The sequence below is a fragment of the Sphingopyxis sp. EG6 genome, assembly GCF_003609815.1.
GTDB lineage: Bacteria > Pseudomonadota > Alphaproteobacteria > Sphingomonadales > Sphingomonadaceae > Sphingopyxis.
The window spans coordinates 3,033,725-3,058,238 of sequence record NZ_AP017603.1 but is presented as its reverse complement, the minus strand read 5'-3'; the positions used below and the strand labels follow the sequence as shown (position 1 = coordinate 3,058,238).

The window sequence follows — 24,514 nt, the reverse complement described above, 5'->3', positions numbered from 1 at the left end:
AACTCCTATGCGCCCCGTTTACTTCGCGGACGGTTTGGCGTCCGCATCGGAGGCCTTTTCGCCGAAGAGCAGCGCGCGCGCAACCAGCAAAAGCACCCCGATCGAGATGCAGGCATCGGCGACGTTGAAGATCATGAAGGGGCGGAAATCACCGAAATGCAGGTCGGCGAAATCGACGACATAGCCGTAGCGCACCCGGTCGACGATATTGCCAAGCGCGCCGCCGAGGATCATCGCGAGCGCGATCACGTCGCCCTTGGCCTGTTCGCGCGTCATCCAGATCGCGACCGCGCCCGCGACCAGCGCGGTGACCGCTACCAGCGTCCAGCGCGTCGTGTCGTTGCAATTGGCGAACATCGATAGCGAAATGCCGCAATTTTCGGCCCAGGTCAGGTTGAAGATGTCCATCAGCTCGATCTCGCGCTTCGCTTCCAGCGACAGCGGGGTGATGATCACCCATTTGGTCACCTGATCGAGGATGAAGGCGAAGGCGGCAACCAACAGGCCAAAGCGCAGGTGCGGCGAACGGGAATTTGTCATGCCGGGTTCAATACTGTTTCGCAGCGATTGCACAAGTTGCCGTCCTCGGTAACTTCGGGGAGGTGGCGCCAGCAGCGGCCGCATTTGTGGTCGGTGGTGGGGGTGATGGTGATGCCTTCATGGCCCGGAACCAGATGCACAGTCCCTGAGATGAATGTTTCCGCGAGATGATCGCGATCCAAGTCTCGAAGAATCACGTCGAGATCGCTCATCGTGATTTCGGCTTCAAGGCTTGATCGAACCTGCTTATCGCGGCGCAAGGGTTCGATCGCTTCCGTAACTTGTCCACGCAGCGCGCGCAGCTCTGTATTGCGGATCACCATTGCCTTGTCGCGCTCGAATGCCGGAAGCTCGGGCCACTCCAGCAGATGCACGCTGCCTTCGTCGGGATAGCGCGTCCCCCACACTTCCTCGCTGGTGAACACCAGCACCGGCGCGGCGTAGCGGATCAGCGCGTGGAACAGCGTGTCGAGCACCGTGCGGTACGCGCGGCGCTTGTCGGTGCCGAGCGGCGCGGCGGGGCCGATGTCGCAATAGAGGCTGTCCTTGCGGATATCGAAATAGAAGGCCGACAGGTCTTCGTTGCAGAAATCCGCGAGCAGGCGCGTGTAGCTGTTGAAGTCGAAATCATCGACCGCCTGCGCCAGCTTGGCGTCGAGATCGGCGAGCAGCGAGAGCATATAGCGCTCCAGCTCGGGCATCGCCGACACGTCGGTGACGCGCTCTTCATCGCTGAACCCTTCGAGCGCGCCAAGCAGGTAGCGGAAGGTGTTCCTGAGCTTGCGATACTGGTCGGCGACGCCGGCGAGGATTTCCTTGCCAATGCGGTGATCCTCGGTGAAGTCAACTGACAGCGCCCACAGGCGGAGGATGTCGGCGCCATAGTCGCGCATCAGGTCGATGGGGCTGATCGTGTTGCCGAGCGACTTCGACATCTTCAGACCCTTGGAGTCCATCGTGAAGCCGTGGGTGAGCACCGCCTTGTACGGCGCCTGCCCGCGTGTGCCGCAGCTTTCGAGCAAGGACGACTGGAACCAGCCGCGATGCTGGTCGCTGCCTTCGAGATACAGGTCGGCGCTGTGGGTGCCGCCGTCGTGGCGGACGAGCGCGGGCCATTTGCCGCTTTCGAGCACGAAAGCGTGGGTGCAGCCCGAATCGAACCAGACGTCGAGGATGTCGGTGATGCGTTCGTAATCGGCGGCGTTGTAGCTATCGCCCAGATATTCCTGCGCGCGCGCGTCGTTCCATGCGTCGACGCCGCCTTCCTTCACCGCATTGACGATGCGGTCGTTGACCAGCGGGTCATTGAGATACTGGCCGGTCTTGCGATCGACGAAGAGGGTGATCGGCACGCCCCACGCGCGCTGGCGCGACAGCACCCAGTCGGGGCGGTCCTTGACCATGCTACCGATGCGGTTGCGCCCCTTTTCTGGGACGAAGCGGGTGCGGTCGATCGCGTGCATCGCGGCCTGCCGCAGCGTTGGCGCGGCGCACAGATCCTCCTCGGCCGGGTTGATCGCGCCGCCTTCGCTTTCCCAGCGCTGCTCGCGCGGCGCCTTGGGCTCGATATGCGTCATCACCTTGTCCATCGGCACGAACCATTGCGGGGTGCAGCGATAGATGACCTTCGCCTTCGAGCGCCAGCTGTGCGGATAGCTGTGCTTATAGTCGGCCGACGCCGCCAGCAGCCCGCCGGCTTCGCGCAGGTCGGTGCAGATCGGGCCGTCGGGGGCGTTGAACTTCGGGTTGATCACCGATCCCTGACCGCCGAGCCAGCCCCAGTCCTCACGATATTTGCCGTCGCCCTCGACCGCGAACACGGGGTCAATGCCGTTCGCCTTGCAGAGGTCGAAATCATCCTCGCCATGGTCGGGCGACATATGGACGAGCCCGGTGCCGCTGTCGGTGGTGACGAAATCACCGGGCAGAAAGGGGCGCGGGCGCGCGAAGAAGCCGCCGAGCGCGTGCATCGGGTGGCGGGCGATGGTGCCGGCGAGGTCGGATCCTTTGATCGTCTTAAGTTCGATCCAATCGAACAGGTCGGGCGACTGAAGCTGGAGACGATTTTTGAACGAGTCCAGCAAAGCCGAAGCGACGAGATACTTGCCGCCCTCGGCAAGGTTACCCGTGGCTCCTTCCTCATAGTTCACCACGACCTGAAGGAGGGTGTATTCGACCTCGGGCCCATAGGCCAAAGCCTGGTTGACCGGGATCGTCCACGGCGTCGTCGTCCAGATCACCGCATGTGCGCCGACCAGTTCTGGAACCGGGCTCTCGACGATCTCGAACGCGACATCGATCTGTGTCGAGACGATGTCCTCATATTCGATCTCGGCCTCGGCGAGCGCGGTCTTTTCGACCGGCGACCACATCACCGGCTTGGCGCCGCGATAGAGCATGTCGTTCGCGGCGAATTTGAGCAGCTCGCGGACGATGGTGGCTTCGGCCTCATAATCCATCGTGAGGTAGGGATGATCCCAGTCGCCGCCGATGCCGAGGCGCTTGAGCTGCTCGCGCTGCGTGTCGACCCAATGCTGCGCATAGGCGCGGCATTCGGCGCGGAATTCCTCGACCGGAACCTCGTCCTTGTTGAGCTTTTTCTTGCGATATTGCTCCTCGACCTTCCACTCGATCGGCAGGCCGTGGCAGTCCCAGCCGGGCACATAAGGCGCGTCCTTGCCCTTCAGCGTCTGGGTGCGGACGACCATGTCCTTGAGGATATGGTTGAGCGCATGGCCGATGTGCATGTCGCCATTGGCATAGGGCGGGCCGTCGTGGAGGATGAACTGGTCGCGGCCCTTGCGGTTTTCGCGAATCTGCCCTTCGAGGTTGCCCTCTAGCCACTTCGCCAGAATCAGCGGCTCCTTCTGCGGCAGGCCGGCCTTCATCGGGAAGTCGGTCTTGGGCAGGAAGACGGTGTCGCGGTAGTCGCGCTGTTCGGCGGTGGGCGTGCTGTCGGTCATGGTGCGCGGCGCTTAGCGCAGTTTTGCGCGGGCGCAAACACCCCTCTCCCCTTGTGGGAGAGGGAGCGAGACTTGCCAGCTTGCTGGCTTAGTCGCAGCGGGTGAGGGGGGCGGGTGCTGTCGCGAGGAATGAACCCCTCACCCAGCTTCGCCTAGGCAGCGAGCTGCCAAGGCTGCGCAACCCTCTCCCACAAGGGAAGAGGGGATTTATTTCTGTCGCGGGTGCAGCGCCGGGCCGACCGCGCGGATGTCTTCTACCCAGATATAGCCGTTGAAGCTCGCCGGGATCTTGGCGAGTTGCTGCGGGGTGGAGAGGCCTTCGTTCGATTTGCCGCGTTCATAGGGGCCAAAGACGATGACGCGCGCGCCGACGCTGTCCATGCGGGCGATCAGCCGGTCGGGCCAGCCCCAGAAGGCCCATTGATAATTGATCGGGATACCCAGAACGCCGTTCCGGCAGCTTTCGGGGACGATGCCGGTCCAGCCGTACATCACATAATCCTTGGTGCAGGCCATTCCCTCGCGCTTAAGGTCGAACGACCAGTTGGCGGGGAGCAGCTCGCGCATCCGCTTGACCGGGGCTTGGTGGCCGTAAAAGGCGTCGCCGAGCTTTTGGCTGTCGCGGCCCGATGCCCGGAGGATCGCGAACAGCTGGTCGGCCTCGGCGGGATTTTTCGACTTGAAGTTGAACAGGATCGGATGGACGGGGAGCGCCGCCAGCCCTTCCTCGACGGTCGGCATCTTGCCGACGCCCTTGCCGCGCAAGGGGAAGGTCTTGCCGCCGTCGGCGGTATAGCCATGGCCGATGTCGAGCGCCTTGAGCTCGGCCAGCGTCAGGTCGCGGGTGTCCCCCTTGCCGTCGGTGCGGCAATCGACGGTCCAGTCGTGGAACAGCACCATGCGCCCGTCCTTCGTCGGCGCGACATCGACCTCGACCATGTTGGCGCCGAGCCCGACCGCCCAGCGCATCGATTCGGGTGTGTTTTCGAACACCTCATGGTCGGGCGGATAGGCGTGGATGGCGGTGCAGGTGTCGCGGCCAACCGCGGCGCGCTTGTCATAGAGGTGATAGACGCCGCGGTGGGCGATGAGTTTGGGCTTGCCGGCGGGGGCGGGTGCAAGCCAGCTCGCGTTGCTGAGGGTGAGCCAGGCGACGAGCGCGGCGAAAAGCCACAGCGCGATTTTGGTGCGGCGGCGCAGGGGCTTTTTCGGTGGGCCTTCGAGGGCGGTGGCCCAGTCGTCGTGCGTCATTTCGTCCCCCCAATCGTCACCCCGGACTTGATCCGGGGTCCATTCCCGCCGCGCCGCATGGACCCCGGATCAAGTCCGGGGTGACGAAGAATTATAGGTCAGCCAACAGCGCCTTCGCCTCGTCGCAATCCGCTGCGATCTGCGCCATCAGCGCGTCCATGCTGTCGTACTTTGCCTCGGGCCGGATGAAGGCGCGAAAAGCGACGTCGATTTCCTGTCCGTACAAGTCTTCGGCGAAATCGAAGAAATGCGGTTCGAGCAATTCCTTCGGGGGCACGAAGCTCGGGCGGATGCCGAGGTTGGCGGCGCCTTTCAGGATCCGCCCGTCCGGCAGTTTCCCGGTTACGGCATAGATGCCGTATTTCGGGCGCAGATAATTGCCCATGTCGATATTGGCGGTGGGAAAGCCGAGCAGGCGCCCGTTCTTGTCTCCATGCTCGACGCGGCCGCGCACGGTGAAGGGGCGGGTGAGCAGGCGCGCGGCGGTCGTGCAGTCACCTGCCTGCAGCGCTTCGCGGATGCGGCTCGACGAGATCACCGCGTCGTCCTCGACCGGCGCGACCATCTCTGTGAAGAAGCCGAGGCGGCGGGCGTGGTCGGCCAGCGTCACGACATCGCCGCCGCGGCCCTTGCCGAACACGAAGTCGGCGCCGGTGACGACCCCCGCGGCGCCATAGCGGTCGAGCAGCAGGCCGGTGATGAAATTCTCCGCTGTGGTGCCCGCAAGTGCGGCGTCGAAGGGCAGGACGAGCATCGCGTCGGCGCCCGCCGCGGCGAACAGTTCCTGCCTTTGGTCGAGCGTGGTGAGGCGGAAGGGCGGGACGTCGGGTTTGAAGAAGCGCACCGGATGCGGATCGAAGGTCGCGACGATCGCGGGGCGGCCTTCGTCCTTCGCGTGGCGGACGGCGCGGCCGACGACCGCTTGGTGCCCGGCGTGGAAGCCGTCGAAGTTGCCGAGCGCAAGGACGCCGCCGCGCAGCGGAGCATCGATGCGGGCGTGGCCGTCGAGGCGGATCATCGCCAACCCCTCCCCTTCAGGGGAGGGGCAGCGAGACTTGCGGACTTGTTCGCTAGTCGCAGCGGGGTGGGCTGCGAACGCTGCGCAAGACCGCTGGCCCCCACCCCAACCCCTCCCCTGAAGGGGAGGGGCTTGATCAGCGCTGCACCGATACGCCGCACGGTCATGGCGAGGGCGGCGTCAGCGGAACCAGCCCCGCCTTGAGCACGCGCACCGCATTGCCGCCCATCGCGGCGCGGATTTCGGCGTCGCTGAACCCAGCGTCGATCAGCGCCTGCGTCACCTGCACCAGCTTCGACGTGTCAAAGCGCACCGTGGTGGCGCCGTCATAGTCGCTGCCGAGCGCGACACGGTCGATGCCGACGAGGTCGCGGACATGCTTCATCGCCTTCGCGATGCTCGCGGGCGACGTGTCGCAGATCGCGGCGTCCCAATAGCCGATCCCGACGAGGCCACCCGTTGCGGCGACGCCCCGGATCTGTTCGTCGGAGAGGTTGCGGTTGACCTTGCACGTCGCCTGCACTCCGCCATGGCTCGAGACGACGGGGCGCCGCGCCATTTTTAAGATGTCGGCGACGCAGGCGTTCGAGCAATGCGCGATATCGACGATCATGCCTTTCGCTTCCATCGCGGTCACGACCTGGCGCCCGAACGGGGTGAGCCCGCCCTTCTTGAGCCCGTGCATCGATCCCGCGAGGTCATTGTCGAAGAAATGGGTGAGCCCCGCCATGCGGAAGCCCGCGGCGTAGAGCTTGCCCAAATTGGCGAGCTTGCCCTCGAGCGGGTGCAGGCCTTCGATACTGAGCAGCGCGCCGGTGGTCAGCGGCTTGCCCCTGCGCGCCGCAAGCAGCGCGTCGAGATCGGCGGCGGTGGCGACCGCGCGCAGCTTGCCGTCCGACGCCGCCACCGCGCGGTGCAGCTTTTCGGCGTGCCACAGCGAGCGTTCGCGCAGCGAGTTCCACGTCCGCACCGGCTGGAGCTGCGCGATCACCAGACTGGTGATATTGTCGGTGTCGCCGCTGTTGGCGTCATAATTCTGCCCCTTGGGCGATTTGGTCGTGCTGGCGAGGATTTGCAGCGCGACATTGCCGTCCTCTAGCCGCGGCAGGTCCATATGGCCGCGGGTCGCGCGGTCGAGGATGTCGCGTTTCCACAGCAGGGTGTCGCTGTGCAGGTCGACGATGGTCAGCGTTTTGTGCAGCGCCTTGGCGCGCTCGCTGACTTGCGACAGCGGCTTGCCGTCGATCTGGTTGGTGCCGCGCTCGATGATCCCCGGCGCGAGCGCGAAAAAGGCGAGTGCGGCGAGAGCGATGACGAGCAGGATTCCGGTCAGCCAGCGGCGCATCGGTCTAGATCCTTGTCAATGTGACGAAACTGTATGCGGGGCGCCCGGCGTCGTCGGCGGGATGATCGTCGCGCGCGACTTCGCGCCATTCGGCGGGGTCGGGATAGGCGATGACCGCGTCGCCTTTCGGTTCGAGCCCGACTTCGGTCAGCTCGATGCGGTCGGCCTGGGGCAGGAACAGGCGATAGATTTCGGCACCGCCGATCACCATCACGTGCGGCGCATTGGCGAGCTTCAGGGCTTCCTCGATCGTCGCGACGGGCTCGGCGCCCTCGTCCTGCCAGTCGGGATCGCGGGTGAGGACGATGTGGCGGCGCCCTTCCAGAATTGCGGGCAGGCTGTCGAAGGTCTTGCGCCCCATGATCATCGGGCGGCCCATGGTGAGCTGCTTGAACCGGCGGAGGTCGGCGGGCAGGTGCCAGGGCATCTTGCCATCCGCGCCGATCACGCCATTGGCGGCGCGCGCGAGGATCAGGGTGATTTCGGGGTGATTCATGCCGGCGTAATTCCGACCCAGGTTGCGTGGCCGAGCTTGCGGCCGGCACGCACGTCGGTCTTGCCATAATGATGAACGTGGCACGCGCCGTCGGCGAGCAGCGCGGGGACGGCGCCGATGTCGGCGCCGATCAGGTTGCGCATCGTGACGGGCAGCGCGGTGGTCGCGGTGCTGCCAAGCGGGAGACCGGCGACGGCGCGGATATGGTTTTCGAACTGGCTGGTCACCGCCCCCTCGATCGTCCAGTGACCGCTGTTGTGGACGCGCGGCGCCATCTCGTTGAAGATCGGGCCGTCGACGGTGGCGAAAAACTCGCCGGTCAGCACCCCGACATAGTCGAGATCGTCGGCGATGCGCGCCATCAGCGCGCGCGCTTCGTCCTGCTGGTCGCGGACGATTTGCGGCGGCGGCAGGCTGGAGGTGGCGAGGATGCCGCCTTCGTGGACGTTGACGCTGCTGTCCCAGAAGCGCGTCTCGCCATCGATGCCGCGCACCAGAATGACCGAAAATTCATGCGCGAAGGTGACAAAGCCTTCGAGGATCGCGGCATGGCGGTCGATGCCGTCCCACGCGGCGTCGGCGTCGGCGGGGGTCGCGAGCCGCGCCTGCCCCTTGCCGTCATAGCCCATGCGCAGCGTCTTGAGGATCGCGGGCGCGCCGATTTCGGCGAGCGCGGCGCCCAGCGCAGCGCGGTCGGGGACGGCGGCAAAGGGGGCGGGGCGCCCGCCGAGCCCGGTCACGAACTGCTTTTCGGTCAGCCGATCCTGCGCGATCTCGAGCGCCTGCGCGCCGGGGCGCACCGCCACATGCCCCGACAGGAAACGCACCGTGTCGACCGGAACATTTTCGAACTCGATCGTCACCGCGTCGCAACCCGCGGCAAAGGCGGCGAGGCGCGGTTCGTCGTCCCATGCCGCCTGCGTGTGATGCGCCGCGACCTCGGCTGCGACGCTTTCATGGTCGGGGGCGTAGATATGCACCTGATAGCCAAGCTGCGCCGCCGCAACGCTGAGCATCCGGCCGAGCTGGCCGCCGCCGAGGATGCCGATCGTCGAACCGGGTGCGAGCAAGCGATCAGCCCTCGCGTACTGGGTGGGGGGCGACGCTGTTGGTCTGTTCGGCGCGCCAGGCATCGAGTTTTTGCGCCAGATCGGAGTCATTATTGGCGAGCAGCGCGGCGGCGAACAGGCCCGCGTTGGTCGCCCCCGCCTTGCCGATTGCAAAGGTCGCGACGGGCACGCCGCCGGGCATCTGGACGATCGAATAGAGGCTGTCGACCCCATTCAGGGCCGCCGACTGGACGGGGACGCCGAGCACCGGCACCCGCGTCATCGCCGCGACCATGCCGGGCAGATGCGCGGCGCCGCCCGCGCCGGCGATGATCGCCCGCAGGCCGCGCGCCGCCGCGCCTTTAGCATAGTCGACGAGGCGATCGGGGGTGCGGTGCGCCGACACGATCTGGACGTCGTGCGCGATGCCGAATTGTTCGAGGATCTGGACCGCATGGGCCATCGTCGGCCAGTCCGACTGGCTGCCCATGATAACACCGACTTGCGGCGCTTCGTCGCCCATCACCCAACCCTCCACACAGCGGCCGTTATTCGCGCGATGAATCGCCGCCGCACCCCCCTAGCGACTGCGCCGCGCGCGGGCAACGGCACCGAACATGCAATACTGACTCGCGCGTTTACCGATTGGTATCAAGTCGCAGCTAGGGTTGCCGCGCAATATCCGTCGGCATCGGGCCGATGAATAAGGGTTCGTTTGCGGGGACGTTGAATGGATAGCGTAGGGGGGGCACGGATCGCGGTCGACCAGTTCGGCTCCGTCGCCGTCGACTCCATCGAAGATCAGTTGCGGGAGATCCGCCGGGAACGCGACGCGCTGCGCCGCGAAAACCGCGTGTTGAAGATCGCCGTGGCCGAACTGGAGCGCGTGTCGGAACGGGACACGCTGACCCCCTTGTTCAACCGCCGTTATTTCCTGACCGCGATCCATCACCGCATCGCACGTTTCGAGCGCCATGCAGAGCGCGCCGCAGTGGTGTTTGTCGACGTCAACCAGCTGAAATATATCAACGACAGCTTTGGCCATGCCGCGGGCGACTTCGCCCTGATGGAGATTGCCAAGCGGCTCGCCGAATCGATCCGCGCCACCGACGTTGCGGCGCGCATCGGCGGCGACGAATTCGGGCTGATCCTCGACCAGTCGAGCGAAGACGGCGCGCGCGCTCAGATCGCGCGGCTGGGCGATGTGCTGACGGCGGCACCCGCGGCGTATGACGGGCACGAAATCGCGCTGTCGGCCTGTTTCGGGATCGCGATGCTCCAGTCGGGGATGACCGAATCGGACATTTTGGCTGCCGCCGACCGTGATATGTATCGCAACAAGCAGGGGCAGGGTTCGGCCCTCGGTCACCGCTAACCCGCCATTAACCAAATGAGCGCATCGTCCCGTCAGGACATTCATTGTCCGAAAAGGGGGGTGAGTGATGCGTACCCAAGCCGACCCATATCATGACATTCAGGACCGGATTACCGGGCAGATCGGCGCGCTGGCCGAAGCGCTGCCGCATTGCGCGCTGGCCCAGATCGTCCAGGGCATCGATGACATCCGCTGCCTGGCGCGCGACAACGGCTTTGCTGCGGTCGAAACGCTGGCGAGCCGGCTCGAATCGGCGGTCGCCGGTGGTGGCTATCGCGCCGCGATCCTGACCTATCTTGACGCGATGAGCGACGCCGCGACGGTGCCCCGCGGCCCTCTGCCTGCTGCCGCACAAGAGGCGTGGCTGGCATCGGTCGCGATGCGGCTCGGTCATTGACGGTTCCCGCCTGACAATTCAGACGGGTTTTCATGGATGCAATCATGCTCGCGCTGGTGGCGGTGCTGCTGGCCAATGCCGACGGGCGCAGCGGGATTTTGCTGTCGCGGCTGCTCAGCGCGCGCCCGGACCGGCGTGTCGTCTTCGGCATCGCTTTTGGCGCCTTCCTGCTCAATGCCATCATCGCGGCAACCGCGGGGGCGATCGCCAACCGGATGATCGGACAGGGCGTCGCGGCGCTGCTGGTGGCCTTCGCGATGCTTTCGGCCGCCGCGGCGCTGCTGTGGCGCGGGCGGGGGTTGTCGTTTGACGACAAGGCTTTGACCGCGACCCCGACGATGCTGGCGGGGCGGCTGCTGATTGCGCAGTTCGGCGACCGCAGCCATTTCCTGATCGGCGCGCTGGCGGCGACCAGCGGCGCGGGGCAATGGGCGGCGGCGGGCGCGCTGGTCGGCTGGACGCTGGCGATGCTGCCATTCCTTGCTTTTGGCCCGACGCTGGCCGATCGGCGTGCGGCGCATGTCGTGCGCTGGGCGAGCGCCGTGATCCTGACGATCTGGGGGCTGCGCACCGCGATGGGCGCATTTGGTTTGATCGGCTGACGCGTTTTGCAGTCCATGCTTCATCGCTTTTGCCGATGAGTGCAACCGACAGCTTTCATGGCAAACGGCGCGGCAGTCCCTATATAGGGGCAGCAGAAAGGATATTCCCATGTCCCAGAACAACCAACCGGCGGTAGCCGACGCGCTCAACGCGCTGCTCGCCGACAGCTTTGCTCTCTATCTCAAGACCAAAAATTATCACTGGCACGTGCAGGGGCCGCGCTTTCGCGAACTGCATCTGCTGTTCGACGAACAGGCGGCACAGATTTTCGCGACCACCGACCTGATCGCCGAACGGGTGCGCAAGAATGGCGCGCGGACCCTCCAGTCGATCGGCGACATCGGCCGCCGTGCGTCGATTCGCGACGATGATACGGCGGGCGCCGATGCCGAGGCGATGATCCGGACGCTGGCCGACGACAACAAGATTTTGCTGGGCCAGCTGAAAGAGGTCAAGGCCGCGGCGGAGGCCGACGGCGACATCGCGACGAGCGGGCTGGTCGACACCTGGGCCGACGAGACGCAGCAGCGGATCTGGTTCCTGGAGGCGACGCTGGGCTATTGAGACCCGCCGGATTTGGGGGTGGGGAGCGGACGCACCTAAACCGTCGCCCCCGCGAAGGCGGGGGCCGCTAGCGTCTGACCCGCTCAGGTTGAATCAAGTCACCGTAGCCCTGAGCCTGTCGAAGGGCGATTATCGGCGAGAAGCGCCCTTCGACAGGCTCAGGGCTACGGATCAATTTGAACTGGACAGAACTCTAGCGGCCTATTTCTGCATAGCGGCGTAAACCGACAGCGGCCCCCGCCTGCGCGGGGGCGACGGCTAGTTTCGGCCGGAAACCCAACCGCAGCCAAACAAAAAAGGGCGGCCCGCAAGCCGCCCTTTTCATATCCGGTTATCGGCCGATCAGTCCTGATGCGGCTGGATGTTCACCGCGGCGAACTTGCCGCGATCGTCGACTTCGATGTCGAAAGCGACGCGGTCGCCTTCGTCGAGGCCCGCCATGCCGGCGCGCTGCACCGCGCTGATGTGGACAAAGGCGTCGGCCTGTCCGTCGTCGCGCGCGATAAAGCCGAAGCCCTTCGTCGTGTTGAAGAATTTGACCGTGCCCGACGTGCGTTCACCGGTCAGCTGGCGACGCCCGCGGGCGCCACCCGGCGCGCCGCGATCGTCACGCTGGCGCGGCGCGAATTCTTCGACCGGCATCGGTTCGCCTTCGATCTTCAGATCGATGGCCGACACCTTGCCGTTGCGTTCGACCAGCGTGAAGCCGAGCGGCTGGCCCGAGGCCAGACCTTGCAGCCCGGCCTGTTCGACCGCGCTGATGTGCACGAACACGTCTTCGCCGCCATCGTCACGGGCAACGAAACCAAAACCTTTGGAAGCGTTGAAAAATTTGACCGTACCCTGGCCTTCGCCAACGACCTGCGCCGGCATGCCGCCGCCACGTCCGCCGCCGAAGCCGCCACGATCGCCGCCGCCGAAGCCGCCGCGGTCGCCACCGCCAAAACCGCCGCGATCGCCGCCGCCGAAGCCGCCGCGGTCGCCATAACCGCCACCGCGGTTACCGCCACCGTAGCTGTCGCCGCCATAAGGTGCAGGTTCGAAGCTGTCGAAATTGCCGAAATCATCGCGCTTGCCGCGCCCCCGCTGGCCGCGGCGATCCTTGTTGAAACTCATTGTCTAATAGTCGCTTTCGGTTCGTCCATACCCCATATGATCGGCGCCTTGCGTCGGACGGGGACGCACTTCACCACGGGCACAGACTCGCCCCATGCCGCTAACGACGCAATATATAGCTTAAACATTCTGCATCTGCGAACGGAAAATTCAAGCCGCCGATGCCGGACGAACCGCGCTTTGCCGCGGGCTGGCGGCGGATCGGCCAGCGCCGGGAAAACCAGTCATTGAGCGGCAAGGCGGCTTGGCCTAAGGCGGGCGAATGAGCGTATATTTCCACGAAGAAGATTTGCCCGCCGGCGCATTGGGTCCGGGCGCCGTCGCGATCGACACCGAAACCATGGGGCTGAACCCGCTGCGCGACCGGCTGTGCCTGGTCCAGATCAGCGACGGATCGGGCGACGAGCATCTGGTGCGCTTCGCGCCCGGCAGCCGTTATGACGCGCCAGTGCTGAAGGCTATTTTGACCGATCCCAACCGGTTGAAACTTTTCCATTTTGCGCGTTTCGACATTGCGGCGCTGCAACAGGCGCTCGGCGTCGTTACCGCGCCCGTTTATTGCACCAAGATCGCATCTAAGCTGGTCCGCACCTACACCGACCGCCACGGGCTGAAGGAGCTGGTGCGCGAACTTCTGGGTCAGGAAGTTTCGAAACAGCAGCAGTCGAGCGACTGGGGCGCCGCCGAACTCAGCGACGCGCAGCGCGATTATGCTGCGAGCGACGTGCGTTTCCTGCACGCGATGAAAGAGGTTCTGGATATGCGGCTGGCGCGCGAGGGGCGCACCGAATTGGCGCAGGCCTGTTTCGATTTCCTGCCGACGCGCGCCGCGCTCGACCTTGCCGGCTGGCCCGAAACCGACATTTTCGCGCATAGCTGACGGAAACCGATTCGATGTCCGAACGCGCCGACCTTGACCGCACGATGCGCCAGATGTGGGCGCGCAGCGGATCGAGCCATGACCGCGTGGTGCGCATCCTGCGCTACGGGCTGCCGCTGGTGATCGGCGTCGTCGCGGCTGTGCTGGTCTTTTCGCCCTTTACCCAGCGTGCCGAGATCAGCTTCCTGCTCGCCAAGGACAAGGTCGACATGGCGAGCGAGCGGATGAAGGTGACGCGCGCCGAATATCGCGGCCAGGATGCCAAGGGCCAGCCCTTTGCCCTGCTCGCGGGCAGCGCGGTGCAGAAAAGTTCGGCCGAACCGGTGGTGCGGATGACCGACCTGTCGGGTGCGATCCGGCTCGACGACGGCCCGGCGACGATCGTCGCGCGCGACAGCGCCTATAATATGGAAACCGAAAAGGTCGCGGTGCCGGGCATGGTGCAGGTCAGGGGTGCCAACGGATATCGCATCGATGCCAGCAATGTTTCGATCGACCTCAAGACACGAACCTTGACCGGACAGGGCGGAGTCCAAGGGGCGTTGAACATCGGCACGTTTTCCGCCAACCGCCTTTCGGCTGACCTCGACCAGCGGATCGTGCGGCTGGAAGGCAATGCGCGGCTGCGGATCAATCAGGGAGTGATCAAATGAACCGGCTATCGTTGATGAAAAGCGTGGCCTTGGTTGGGGCAGGCTTTTCGCTCACCAGCCTGGCCCTGTTGTCGACGGGCAGCGGCGGGGATGTCGCGCAGGCGCAGGCGCTTGCCAATCACAACAGCAACGCGCCGGTGACGTTCGGAGCCGATCGCTTCGAGGTCCAGGATCGCGCCGATCGCGCCATTTTTTCGGGCAACGTGCGGGTGGATCAGGCGGGATTGACGCTGACGGCAGCCCGGCTGACGGCGGCTTACACCCGTAGTGGCGGTACCGACGTCAACCGCATCGACGCCACCGGCGGGGTGGTGGTGACCAAGGGCGACGAGCGCGCGTCGGGCAATGTCGCGATCTACGATCTCGACCGCCGCCTGATCACGATGGTCGGCAATGTCGAGCTGCGCCAGCGCGGCAACAATCTGCGCGGCGGGCGGCTGGTGATTGACCTCAACAGTGGCCGCGCGACGGTCGACGGGCGCGGCGCGGCGCGCGGTCCCGACGGCAATCCGATCGCGGGCGGCACCGGCGGGCGCGTCACCGGCACCTTCACGGTACCGGAAAGAAAGCAGTAACCAGCGCCTTATACGGTTCTGCAACCATGTGCCTTCACCATGGGCGGCGGGACCAGAACCATCGCGGTGCCGGGGGGCGACGCCGCACATTGAAGGCGAGCCCCCGATGCGCTTCTCCCCGCTTGTTCCCCCGCGCCGTCCATCATTCGGCCGCCGCGCCGAGCCGCCCGCGGCAATCATCCCGACCCCGACGAGCGAGGAACGGCGCCTGATCGAACGGATCATGCGGCATCTGGGGCCGCGCGAGAAACTCTAGAGTCTGTCCTGTTCAAATTGATCCGTAGCCTTGAGCCTGTCGAAGGGCGTTTATCGGCGAGAAGCGCCCTTCGTCAGGCTCAGGGCTAGGGTGACTTGATTCAACCTCAGCAGGACATACCCTGGCAAGGCGGCTCCCACAGTCGTCATCCCGGCCTTCACCGGAATGACGAATATTAGGGATTGCTTCCCTTTGTCATTCAGTTTGCTTGGCGTTCCGCCCCCGCCCCCCTACATGGGGCGCACATGCCGCCCGATACGCTCACTTCCGCCGATGCGGCCAAGGAACCCCCCGTTCTCGATACGCTGAAGCGTTTCCTGCCCTATCTGTGGCCAGCGGGGCACCGCGGGCACAAGGTTCGTATCATCGGGGCCGGGCTGATCGTGCTGGCGTCGAAAGGCGTCCAGCTGTCGATGGGCTTTCTCTATGGCGCGGCGATCGACCGGATGGCGCCGGGGATGGAAGAGGGCGTCGCGCTGGCGATCGGGCTGGTGCTCGCCTATGCCGGGGCGCGCTTTGCCGGGGTGTTGTTCGATAATCTCCGCAACGTCGTGTTCGAGCGCGTCGGGCAGGATGCGACGCGTGAGCTGGCGATCGCGACCTTCAGCCATTTGCACGCGCTGAGCCTGCGCTTTCACCTCGCGCGGCGGACCGGCGAGGTGACCAAGGTGATCGAGCGCGGGACCAAGAGTATCGACACGATGCTCTATTTCCTGCTGTTCAACATCGCGCCGACGATCATCGAGCTGGCTGCGGTGCTGATCATCTTCTGGACCAAGTTCAGCTTTGGCCTCGCCAGCGCCACCGCGCTGATGGTGGTCGTCTATATCATCTTCACGCGCAAGGTGACCGACTGGCGCAACGCGCTGCGCACCCAGATGAACGACCTCGACACGCTGACGATCGGGCGCAGCGTCGACAGCCTGCTCAATTACGAAACGGTCAAATATTTCGGCGCCGAAGCCCGCGAGGAAGCGCGCTACCGCGACGTTGCCGATCGCTACGCGCGCGCCGCGGTCAAGAGCGAGAACAGCCTGGCGTGGCTGAACATCGGGCAGAGCCTGATCACCAACGCCGCATTGGCGGGGGCGATGGCCTATACCGTGTGGGGGTGGTCGGTCGGCGAGTATAAGGTCGGCGACGTGGTGCTGGTGAACACCCTGCTCGCGCAGCTGTTCCGCCCGCTCGACATGCTCGGCATGGTGTACCGCGTGATCCGCCAGGGGCTGATCGACATGGAGGCGATGTTCCGCCTGATCGATACGCCGCCGGAGATTTCGGATGCGCCGGACGCGGCGCCGCTGGCGGTCAACGGCGGCGCGGTGGCGTTCGAGAATGTCGTCTTCGGTTATGAGGCGGACCGCACGATCCTGAACGGGGTCAGCTTTGCGGTCGGCGCAGGCGAGACGCTGGCGATCGTCGGACCGTCGGGGGCGGGCAAGTCGACGATCGCGCGGCTGCTGTTCCGATTCTATGATCCGCAGGGCGGGCGGATCACGATCGACGATCAGGATATTGCCGCGGTGACGCAGGCCAGCCTGCGCGCCAGTATCGGCATCGTGCCGCAGGACACGGTGCTGTTCAACGACAGCATCGGTTACAATATCGCCTATGGCCGTGAGGGCGCCGGCGCTGCCGAGGTTGCGGCGGCGGCCGAGGGCGCGGCGATCGACGGCTTTATCGCGATCCTGCCGCAGGGCTATGACACCGAGGTCGGCGAGCGCGGGCTGAAGCTGTCGGGCGGCGAGAAACAGCGCGTCGCGATTGCGCGGACATTGCTGAAGAACCCGCCGGTGCTGATCCTGGATGAAGCGACGAGCGCGCTCGACAGCCGCACCGAGGCGGCGATCCAGGACACGCTCGAGCGGATCGCCGCGCGGCGCACGACCTTGGTGATCGCGCACCGCCTTTCGACAGTGACGGGGGCGGACCGGATCATCGTGCTGGACAAGGGCCGCGTGGCGGAAACAGGGACGCACGACCAATTGCTGGCGATGCGCGGGCTGTACGCCGACATGTGGGCGCGGCAGCAGGCGGAAAAGGAAGAGGGGACGGTTTAAGACCGGCTCTTCATTTCGAACATTATCGAAATATCTGTTGACGCCCGGCCCTGATTTCCATATTTCGATGATTATCGAATCATGGAGGCTGCGATGGAGTCGGAAACCGTTGTTCGCGCGCTGGGCGCGCTGGCGCAGGAGCATCGGCTCGCGCTGTTCCGGCTGCTGGTGCAGGCGGGTCCGGATGGGCTTGCCGCGGGGGCGATCGCCGAGGCGCTGGGTGTCCCCGCATCGTCGCTCAGCTTTCACCTCGCGCAGCTGACCAACGCCGGGCTGATCGCGCAGCGCCGCGACGGGCGGTCGCTGATCTATAGCGCCGATTATGGCGCGATGACCGCGCTGCTCGGCTTCCTGATGGAAAATTGCTGCGGCGGCGCAGTCTGTGCGCCCGCTGTACCCTGTGACACCAAGGACAAGACGGAAAGGACTGCTGCATGAGCCGCTTTCATATGCATGTCGGGGTTGCTGACCTCGACAAGTCGATCGCCTTTTATTCGGGGCTGTTTGGCACGTCGCCAAGCGTGACCAAGCCCGATTATGCCAAATGGATGCTCGACGATCCGCGGATCAATTTTGCGATTTCGGTGCGCGACGGGGCGCATCGCGGGATCGAGCATGTCGGCTTGCAAGTCGAAGACGAGGCCGAACTGGCGGCAGTCTATGGCCGCCTGAAGGATGCCGGGGCGCCGGTGCTCGAGGAGGGCGCGACGACCTGTTGTTACGCCAAGTCGGAAAAAAGCTGGATCGCCGATCCCGACGGCGTGGTGTGGGAAGCCTTCCTGACCAATGGCGAGGCGACGGTGTACGGCGACAGCCCCGACTTTGCCCCCCTGGCGTCGGACAATGCCGCCGAGGGCGCGTGCTGCGTTCCGACCATGCCACAGGCGGCGCCGGTCAAGGTCGGCTGCTGCTGACATGAGTGCGACCGGGGGGTTGAACATATTGGTGCTGTGCACGGGCAATTCGGCACGCAGCATATTGGGCGAGGCGCTGATCGCCCGCAAGGGCGCGGGACGGGTGCGCGCGTTCAGTGCGGGTAGTCAGCCCAAGGGCGCGCCGCACCCCGGCGCGCTGCGCCTGCTGGCGCGCGAAGGCTATGACGTGGCGGCATTCCGCTCGAAAAGCTGGGACGAATTTGCCGTTCCGGGCGCGCCGCGCATCGACATCGCGATCACCGTGTGCGGCAATGCGGCGGGTGAGGCCTGCCCGCTGTTCATCGGCGCCCCGGTGCGCGCGCATTGGGGCTTGCCCGATCCCGCCGATGTCGCGGGCGACGAGGCAGCGGTCGACGCCGCCTTTGCCGAAACCTGGCGCCTGCTCGACATGCGGGTGCGCGCGATGCTGGCGCTGCCGCTCGAAACCATGTCGGCGGCCGAGCGGCGCGCGGCACTGAACAGCATCGGCGCGATGGAGGGCGCGGCGTGACGCGCGCGCTCGCCGCCGAGGCGATCGGCAGCTTTTTCCTGTTCGCGACCGTGGTCGGGTCGGGAATCATGGCCGAGACGCTGTCGGGCGGCAATGTCGGGGTCGCGCTGCTCGCCAACGCGCTCGCGACCGGGGCGATATTGTTCGTGCTGATCGCGATGCTGGGTCCGGTATCGGGCGCGCATTTCAACCCGGCAGTGACGCTGGTGATGGCGATGGGCCGAAGCATCGTGCCCCGCACCGCATTGCTTTATGTTGCCGCACAGCTGGCGGGCGGCATCCTCGGCGTGTGGGCGGCGCATCTGATGTTCGACCTGCCGCTGCTGCAATTTTCGGCAAGGGCGCGGACGGGCGGCGGGCAATGGGCGGGCGAGTTTGTCGCGACCTTTGGCCTCATCCTGACCATCCTTGGGACGGTGCGGCATCGCCCCGACTGGATCGCACCGAGCGTCGCGCTCTATATCACCGCGGCCTATTGGTTCACCTCCTCGACGAGTTTCGCCAACCCCGCGATCGCCATCGCACGGAGCCTTTCGGACAGTTTCGCGGGGATTGCGCCCGCCGACGTACCGGCGTTCATCGCGGCGCAGCTTGGTGGCGCCGTCGCGGCTTGGGCGTGCGGACGCTGGCTGTTCGCGGCGGGGGACGACGAAGCGGCCACCGGCGTATAGCGCCGCCCCAATCAGGCGCACGGGTTGACCCCAGGCGCTCCCGCCCCCTAGGCAGAAACCATGCCGCACGACACGACCCTGATCGGAACCATCGTTGCGGGGCTTGGCGTTGCATTCCTGATGGCGGCGCTGGCACAGCGACTGCGGATTTCGCCGATTGCGGGCTATCTGCTCGCGGGCATCCTCGTCGGCCCGTTCACGCCCGGGTTCGTCGCCGACACCGGGCTGGCGATGCAGCTGGCCGAGATCGGCGTCATCCTGCTGATGTTCGGGGTCGGCCTGCATTTTTCGCTAAAGGACCTGCTGTCGGTTCGCAAGATTGCGGTGCCGGGGGCAATCGCGCAGATCGCGGTGGCGTGGGCATTGGGCATCATGCTCGGGCTCTGGCTCGGCTGGTCGGTCGCGGGCAGCGCGGTGTTCGGGCTGGCGCTGTCGGTGGCATCGACCGTCGTGCTGCTGCGCGCGCTCCAAGCGCGCGACATGGTCGAGACCGAAAAGGGACGGATCGCGGTCGGCTGGCTGATCGTCGAGGATCTGGTGATGGTGCTCGCGCTGGTGCTGCTCCCCGCGATGTTCGGCGACCGGGGAGATGAGGGCAGCGGTGCTGGGCTGCTGCAATCGGCGGCGATCGTGCTGCTCAAGGTTGTCGGCTTCGTCGCCTTCATGTTTGTCGTCGCGCGGCGCATCCTGCCCTGGGTGTTGCACTGGGTCGCGCACACCGGATCGCGCGAGCTGTTTCGGTTGGCGGTGCTCGCAATCGCGCTGGGGGTGGCGTTCGGCGCGGCGGTGATTTTCGACGTGTCGTTCGCGCTCGGTGCGTTCTTTGCCGGGATGATCCTCGGCGAAACGCAATTGAGCCGCCGCGCGGCCGAGGAAACGCTGCCGCTGCGCGATGCCTTTGCGGTGCTGTTCTTCGTGTCGGTCGGCATGTTGTTCGACCCCAATGTGCTGGTCGAACAGCCGGGGCCGGTGCTGGCGACCGTCGCGATCATCGTGGTCGGCAAATCGCTCGCCGCCTTCGCGCTGGTCCGGGCCTTCGGTCACACGAACCAGACCGCGCTGACGGTGTCGGTAAGTCTCGCACAGATCGGTGAATTTTCTTTCATTCTGGCGGGGCTGGGGGTCGGGCTGGAGGTATTGCCCGAAACCGGGCGCGACCTGATCCTGGCGGGCGCGCTATTGTCGATCTTGGTCAATCCGATCCTGTTCACGCTGGCGGTCAAGCGGATCCGTACCGATGCGGTGCCCGAACCGGTCGCGGCGGGCGAGGCCGAAACGCCCGCGCCGTGCAACGCCGGGGTGGTGCTGATCGGCTATGGCCGCGTCGGCAGCCATATCGGCGGGCTAATCTGCGGGCGCGGCGAAGGGCTGACGGTGATCGAGGACCAGAAGGACATGGCGGCGGCGGCGCGCGCGGCGGGCGCGACGGTGATCGTCGGCGACGCCACCAAGGAAAGCGTGTTGCGGCAGGCCGGGCTCGACGAGGCCTCGACGCTGCTGATCGCGATCCCCGAGGGGGTCGAGGCGGGGGCGATCGTGCGGCGGGCGCGGGCGATCAATCCGAAGCTGGTGATCGTCGCGCGCGCGCATTCGGACGAAGAGGTCGACGATCTGGTGCGGCGCGGCGCCGACCATGTCGTGATGGCCGAACGCGAGACGGCGGCGCGGATGGCGGAACGGGCGATGCTGACTTTGGTATAACCCAACCTTCATTCCGTTCGTGTCGAGCGAAGTCGAGACACCCCTCAGCGGCGCGCGAGGGCGAAGGGCATCTCGACTTCGCTCGATGCGAACGGGAAAAGGATTGGAATGGTTGAGGTCGGGGCTTCCCCCACCGCGTCAAACTTCCTATCGCCCGTCCCAATGTCCGCCGACGCGCTTCTCCCCCTCCTGAAATCCACCTTCGGTTTCGACGCCTTTCGCGGTCGGCAGGCCGACGTCGTCACCCGCGTGATGGCGGGCGAGCGGACGCTGGCGGTGATGCCGACCGGCGCGGGCAAGTCGCTGACATACCAGCTGCCCGCGGTCGCGCTCGATGGCTGCGTCGTCGTCGTGTCACCGCTGATCGCGCTGATGCACGACCAGCTGCGCGGCGCGCGCGCGGCGGGGATTCGCGCGGCGAGCCTGACCAGCGTCGATGCCGATGGCGCCGAGACGCGGCAGCGGTACCGCGACGGCGAGCTCGACTTGCTTTATGTGGCGCCCGAACGCGCGACGGGCGAGGGGTTTCGCTCGCTGCTTGAGGCACGCACCCCGGCGCTGTTCGCGATCGACGAGGCGCATTGCGTGTCCGAATGGGGGCATGATTTCCGCCCCGACTACCGCTTGCTGCGCCCGTTGCTCGATGCGTTTCCGGCGGTACCGCGGCTGGCGCTGACCGCCACCGCCGACAAGCATACGCGCGAGGACATATTGGTTCAGCTCGGGATTCCCGACGACGGGCTGATCCTCGCGGGCTTCGACCGGCCGAATATCCGTTATGCGATCCGCCCGCGGATCACCCCGGCGCGCCAGCTGGTCGAATTCATTGCCGCCAACCCCGGGCCGGGGATCGTCTATTGCCCGACGCGCAGCGGCACCGAGCGGCTGGCAGAACAATTGGCGAAGGCGACCGGGCGGCCGGTCGCCGCCTATCACGCCGGGCTCGATGCCGAGGTGCGCGCGCGGGTCCAGCATGATTTTGTCGCGTCGGAGGACGGTATCGTCACCGCGACGGTCGCGTTCGGCATGGGCATCGACAAGCCCGATGTGCGCTTTGTCGCACACGCCGCGCTGCCCAAATCGATCGAAAGCTATTATCAGGAAACCGGCCGCGCCGGCCGCGACGGCGACCCCGCCGAGGCGATGATGCTGTGGGGTGCCGACGATTTCGCCAAGGCCAGAATGCGGCTGTCCGAATTGCCCGAGGCGCGGGTGCCGGGCGAGCGGGTGCGGCTCAACGCGCTGGCGGCGCTGGTCGAAACGGTCGAATGCCGCCGCGCGCAATTGCTGCGTCATTTCGGCGAAAGCCCGCCGCCGCGTTGCGGCAATTGCGACAATTGCCTCGACCCCGCGGCGCAGATCGACGCGACGGTGCTGGCGCAAAAACTGCTCAGCGCGGTCTATCGCACCGGGCAAAGCTATGGCGCCGGGCATATCGAGGCGGTGCTGACCGGGCGCAGCGACGAGCGGATCGCCCAGCGTGGCCATGACAAATTGTCGGTGTTCGGCATCGTCGAAGGCGACGAGGCGCGGTTGATCAAGCCGCTGGTGCGGACCTTGGTGGCGCGCGAGGCGCTGGAGACGACCGAGCATGGCGGGCTGATGCTCGGCCCCACCGCGCGCGCGATGATGAAGGGCGAAGCGGCGGTGCTGATCGCCGAGCCGCCGGTGAAGCGTACGCGGCGGGAAGCGCGCGGTGGCGCGGGTGCCGCCAACCCGATCGGCGATCCGCTGTTCGACGCGCTGCGCGCCACGCGGCGCGAGCTGGCTGCCGAAGCGAATGTGCCGCCCTATGTGATCTTTCACGACGCGGTGCTGCGCGCGATGGCGACCGAGCGGCCCGCGACACTGGAAGCGATGGGCACGATCCCGGGGGTCGGCGCCAAGAAACTCGAGGCGTGGGGCGATGCGTTTCTGGCGGTGATCCGGCAGTTCTGACAGGTTCGCTGCGCGCGCGGCTGGTCGATTTCGCAAACGACTAGTCAAATTCGGAACGCGGCGCGATCGCCGCCGCTGCCGCCGTCATCTCGCCTTTCATCGGGGTCGCGCTCCTTTTGCGGCGCCGGTCAATGAAAGGATCATGACCATGCGCTCTCCCCTCCTTTGCGCCCTGGCCGCGGCCTGCCTTGCTGCGCTGCCGATGACCGCGCAGGCGTCCGACGCTTCCACGACCGTCCGCGTCGATATGCGCGCGCTCGATCTCAGCGCGCCCGCCGATGTGGCGACGGCGCAGCGCCGGATCGCGCGCGCGGTAAAGGCGGCGTGCCGGAACGATATCGAGCATCTGACCATCAAGGCGCGCCAGTCGGCGCGCGAGTGCCGCGACACGATGCGCGGGCTGGCGCTGCAAAAGCTGCGCGCCCGGCAGCAGCCGCAATTCGCCGCGCAATGATCGGCGCCCATCGATGCCGGGCGCGGTGCCGATGGTGGCGCCCCGGCACTGCTTGCAGTAGCAGGGCGCGATGACGGCGCTGCTGATCCTCGATCCGATGATTCGTGGCGGCGCCATCGCGCTGTTCCTGCTGTGGATCGCGATCCTGTGGCGCGACCACCGCGCGGCGTTGGCGGCGCGCGTGGCAATCGCGATGCATGTGGCGATCATCGCCTATCTGCTGTCGCACGGCTTTCATTCTGACGATCGCAGCTTCCTTCCTTTTGCGATCTGCGATGCCTTGTCGGCCATGGTGCCAGCACTTTTTTGGCTGTTTGTGCGGTTGTGGTTCGATGACCAGCAACGGATCGGCTGGCGCAGTTGGCTACTCGTCACGGCGTTTTGCGCCGCGCTGCTGATCCAGACGGTGATGATTGTCGCGACGGGATCGTTCAGCATCGAAATCTGGGTGCTGGTGCGCATCGGCATGTTCGGTTTTGCCGTGACGGCGATGTGGGTGGCGTGGCGCGGGCGCGCCAACGACCTGATCGAGATGCGCCGCCGTTTTCGCGTCGGGCTGGTGTGTGCGATTGGCGTCTTCATCCTGCTCGCCACCTTCGTCGAGATGTTTCAAGGCTCCAACAGCCACAGCGATCGTTGGCACATGGTCATGCTGACCGCGATCCATGTTGCGACCTTGATCGTGTCGATCGGTCTCTATCGTTTTCGTTCGCCCGACCTGTTCGCGGCGATGGGGCCGCCTCCCAAGCCAGCCAGACCGCCCGCTGCGCCGTCGCCGCTCGCGCAGCGGCTGCGCGCGCTGATGGCCGAGGAGCGCGCCTATCGCGCCGAAGGCTTCTCGATTGCGATGCTCGCCGCCCGGCTGGGCGAACCCGAATATCGCGTCCGCCGCGCGATCAATGGCGAGATGGGCTTTCGCAATTTCACCGCCTTTCTGAACAGCTTTCGCCTCGACGAGATCCGCGCGGCGCTGGCCGACCCGGCGCAGCGCGAGGTGCCGATCCTGACCATCGCGCTCGACGCGGGGTTCGGGTCGCTCGGCCCGTTCAACCGCGCCTTTCGCGATGCCGAGGGAATGACGCCAACCGATTATCGCGCCCGGGCCGCGGCGGCGCGATTGGGCGATTCCGAAATCGACTAGCCGATTTTTACCATCGCGGAGCGGGGACGCAGCGGGCGTGCTC

Annotated in this window: 26 protein-coding genes; 17 read left to right on the top strand and 9 right to left on the bottom strand. The window is 65.9% G+C overall.

What is annotated here, in order from left to right; all coding sequences use genetic code 11:
- Window positions 1-18: 18 nt before the first annotated feature.
- From lspA to purE, 8 genes are all read right to left on the bottom strand, one after another.
- Window positions 19-540 carry a signal peptidase II gene (lspA, locus tag SPYCW_RS14855; RefSeq protein ID WP_120217445.1) on the bottom strand — a complete coding sequence of 174 codons (522 nt, stop codon included), beginning with the start codon at window positions 538-540 and terminating at the stop codon, window positions 19-21.
- Entirely contained in the window at window positions 537-3,503 is a 2,967-nt protein-coding gene (gene ileS, locus SPYCW_RS14850; RefSeq protein ID WP_120217444.1) for an isoleucine--tRNA ligase, read from the bottom strand. The genes lspA and ileS overlap by 4 nt, the downstream gene beginning before the upstream one ends.
- 207 nt (window positions 3,504-3,710) lie before the next feature.
- On the bottom strand, window positions 3,711-4,754 hold the full coding sequence (locus SPYCW_RS14845; protein WP_120217443.1) for a glycerophosphodiester phosphodiesterase family protein: 1,044 nt from the start codon (window positions 4,752-4,754) through the stop codon (window positions 3,711-3,713).
- Window positions 4,755-4,845: 91 nt separating this feature from the next.
- Window positions 4,846-5,772: a bifunctional riboflavin kinase/FAD synthetase gene (locus SPYCW_RS14840; RefSeq protein WP_120217442.1), complete on the bottom strand. Its 927-nt coding sequence runs from the start codon at window positions 5,770-5,772 to the stop codon at window positions 4,846-4,848.
- 163 nt (window positions 5,773-5,935) lie between these two features.
- Window positions 5,936-7,117 carry a dipeptidase gene (locus tag SPYCW_RS14835; protein ID WP_120217441.1) on the bottom strand — a complete coding sequence of 394 codons (1,182 nt, stop codon included), beginning with the start codon at window positions 7,115-7,117 and terminating at the stop codon, window positions 5,936-5,938.
- Between the two features lie 4 nt (window positions 7,118-7,121).
- On the bottom strand, window positions 7,122-7,613 hold the full coding sequence (locus tag SPYCW_RS14830; protein ID WP_120217440.1) for a dihydrofolate reductase: 492 nt from the start codon (window positions 7,611-7,613) through the stop codon (window positions 7,122-7,124).
- Complete coding sequence (locus SPYCW_RS14825; protein WP_269461329.1) at window positions 7,610-8,683, bottom strand: 5-(carboxyamino)imidazole ribonucleotide synthase; 1,074 nt, start codon at window positions 8,681-8,683, stop codon at window positions 7,610-7,612. The genes SPYCW_RS14830 and SPYCW_RS14825 overlap by 4 nt, the downstream gene beginning before the upstream one ends.
- Before the next feature lie 4 nt (window positions 8,684-8,687).
- On the bottom strand, window positions 8,688-9,185 hold the full coding sequence (gene purE / locus SPYCW_RS14820; RefSeq protein WP_120217438.1) for a 5-(carboxyamino)imidazole ribonucleotide mutase: 498 nt from the start codon (window positions 9,183-9,185) through the stop codon (window positions 8,688-8,690).
- Between the two features lie 207 nt (window positions 9,186-9,392).
- On the opposite strand from purE, the gene SPYCW_RS14815 reads away from it, so the two are divergent.
- The 4 genes from SPYCW_RS14815 (at window position 9,393) to SPYCW_RS14800 (ending at window position 11,601) form a co-directional block, all read left to right on the top strand.
- Window positions 9,393-10,037, top strand: coding sequence for a GGDEF domain-containing protein (locus SPYCW_RS14815; protein ID WP_120217437.1), 645 nt, complete (start codon window positions 9,393-9,395; stop codon window positions 10,035-10,037).
- Window positions 10,038-10,104: 67 nt separating this feature from the next.
- Entirely contained in the window at window positions 10,105-10,434 is a 330-nt protein-coding gene (locus tag SPYCW_RS14810; RefSeq protein ID WP_120217436.1) for a hypothetical protein, read from the top strand.
- 44 nt (window positions 10,435-10,478) lie between these two features.
- A complete protein-coding gene (locus SPYCW_RS14805) occupies window positions 10,479-11,036 on the top strand; it encodes a TMEM165/GDT1 family protein (protein WP_232014729.1) in 558 nt (185 codons plus the stop codon).
- Between the two features lie 109 nt (window positions 11,037-11,145).
- Window positions 11,146-11,601: a Dps family protein gene (locus tag SPYCW_RS14800; RefSeq protein WP_120217434.1), complete on the top strand. Its 456-nt coding sequence runs from the start codon at window positions 11,146-11,148 to the stop codon at window positions 11,599-11,601.
- Window positions 11,602-11,943: 342 nt separating this feature from the next.
- Here the strand turns inward: SPYCW_RS14800 and SPYCW_RS19430 are convergent, their stop codons facing one another.
- Window positions 11,944-12,717: a cold-shock protein gene (locus tag SPYCW_RS19430; protein WP_120217433.1), complete on the bottom strand. Its 774-nt coding sequence runs from the start codon at window positions 12,715-12,717 to the stop codon at window positions 11,944-11,946.
- A 262-nt stretch (window positions 12,718-12,979) separates the two neighbouring features.
- Between SPYCW_RS19430 and SPYCW_RS14790 the strand changes: the two genes are divergently transcribed.
- From SPYCW_RS14790 to SPYCW_RS14735, 13 genes are all read left to right on the top strand, one after another.
- Window positions 12,980-13,597: a ribonuclease D gene (locus SPYCW_RS14790; protein WP_120217432.1), complete on the top strand. Its 618-nt coding sequence runs from the start codon at window positions 12,980-12,982 to the stop codon at window positions 13,595-13,597.
- A 14-nt stretch (window positions 13,598-13,611) separates the two neighbouring features.
- The gene (lptC, locus tag SPYCW_RS14785; RefSeq protein WP_120217431.1) at window positions 13,612-14,250 is read left to right on the top strand and encodes an LPS export ABC transporter periplasmic protein LptC; all 639 of its coding nucleotides are present in this window, start codon (window positions 13,612-13,614) and stop codon (window positions 14,248-14,250) included.
- The gene (locus SPYCW_RS14780; RefSeq protein ID WP_120217430.1) at window positions 14,247-14,825 is read left to right on the top strand and encodes an LptA/OstA family protein; all 579 of its coding nucleotides are present in this window, start codon (window positions 14,247-14,249) and stop codon (window positions 14,823-14,825) included. The genes lptC and SPYCW_RS14780 overlap by 4 nt, the downstream gene beginning before the upstream one ends.
- 106 nt (window positions 14,826-14,931) lie before the next feature.
- A complete protein-coding gene (locus SPYCW_RS19050) occupies window positions 14,932-15,081 on the top strand; it encodes a hypothetical protein (RefSeq protein WP_172595517.1) in 150 nt (49 codons plus the stop codon).
- 245 nt (window positions 15,082-15,326) lie between these two features.
- Entirely contained in the window at window positions 15,327-17,141 is a 1,815-nt protein-coding gene (locus tag SPYCW_RS14775) for an ABCB family ABC transporter ATP-binding protein/permease (protein ID WP_120217429.1), read from the top strand.
- Window positions 17,142-17,234: 93 nt separating this feature from the next.
- Entirely contained in the window at window positions 17,235-17,579 is a 345-nt protein-coding gene (locus tag SPYCW_RS14770; protein WP_172595516.1) for an ArsR/SmtB family transcription factor, read from the top strand.
- Window positions 17,576-18,055, top strand: a complete 480-nt coding sequence (locus tag SPYCW_RS14765) for an ArsI/CadI family heavy metal resistance metalloenzyme (RefSeq protein ID WP_120217427.1) — start codon at window positions 17,576-17,578, stop codon at window positions 18,053-18,055. The genes SPYCW_RS14770 and SPYCW_RS14765 overlap by 4 nt, the downstream gene beginning before the upstream one ends.
- Before the next feature lies 1 nt (window position 18,056).
- A complete protein-coding gene (locus tag SPYCW_RS14760; RefSeq protein WP_120217426.1) occupies window positions 18,057-18,566 on the top strand; it encodes an arsenate reductase ArsC in 510 nt (169 codons plus the stop codon).
- Window positions 18,563-19,237 carry an aquaporin gene (locus SPYCW_RS14755; protein WP_120217425.1) on the top strand — a complete coding sequence of 225 codons (675 nt, stop codon included), beginning with the start codon at window positions 18,563-18,565 and terminating at the stop codon, window positions 19,235-19,237. Before SPYCW_RS14760 ends, SPYCW_RS14755 begins: the two co-directional genes overlap by 4 nt.
- Before the next feature lie 60 nt (window positions 19,238-19,297).
- Window positions 19,298-20,938: a YbaL family putative K(+) efflux transporter gene (gene ybaL / locus SPYCW_RS14750; RefSeq protein ID WP_120217424.1), complete on the top strand. Its 1,641-nt coding sequence runs from the start codon at window positions 19,298-19,300 to the stop codon at window positions 20,936-20,938.
- 162 nt (window positions 20,939-21,100) lie between these two features.
- The gene (gene recQ / locus SPYCW_RS14745; protein WP_120217423.1) at window positions 21,101-22,876 is read left to right on the top strand and encodes a DNA helicase RecQ; all 1,776 of its coding nucleotides are present in this window, start codon (window positions 21,101-21,103) and stop codon (window positions 22,874-22,876) included.
- A gap of 148 nt (window positions 22,877-23,024) precedes the next feature.
- Window positions 23,025-23,330, top strand: coding sequence for a UrcA family protein (locus SPYCW_RS14740; RefSeq protein WP_172595515.1), 306 nt, complete (start codon window positions 23,025-23,027; stop codon window positions 23,328-23,330).
- 70 nt (window positions 23,331-23,400) lie between these two features.
- The gene (locus SPYCW_RS14735) at window positions 23,401-24,471 is read left to right on the top strand and encodes an AraC family transcriptional regulator (protein ID WP_120217421.1); all 1,071 of its coding nucleotides are present in this window, start codon (window positions 23,401-23,403) and stop codon (window positions 24,469-24,471) included.
- Window positions 24,472-24,514 lie beyond the last annotated feature (43 nt).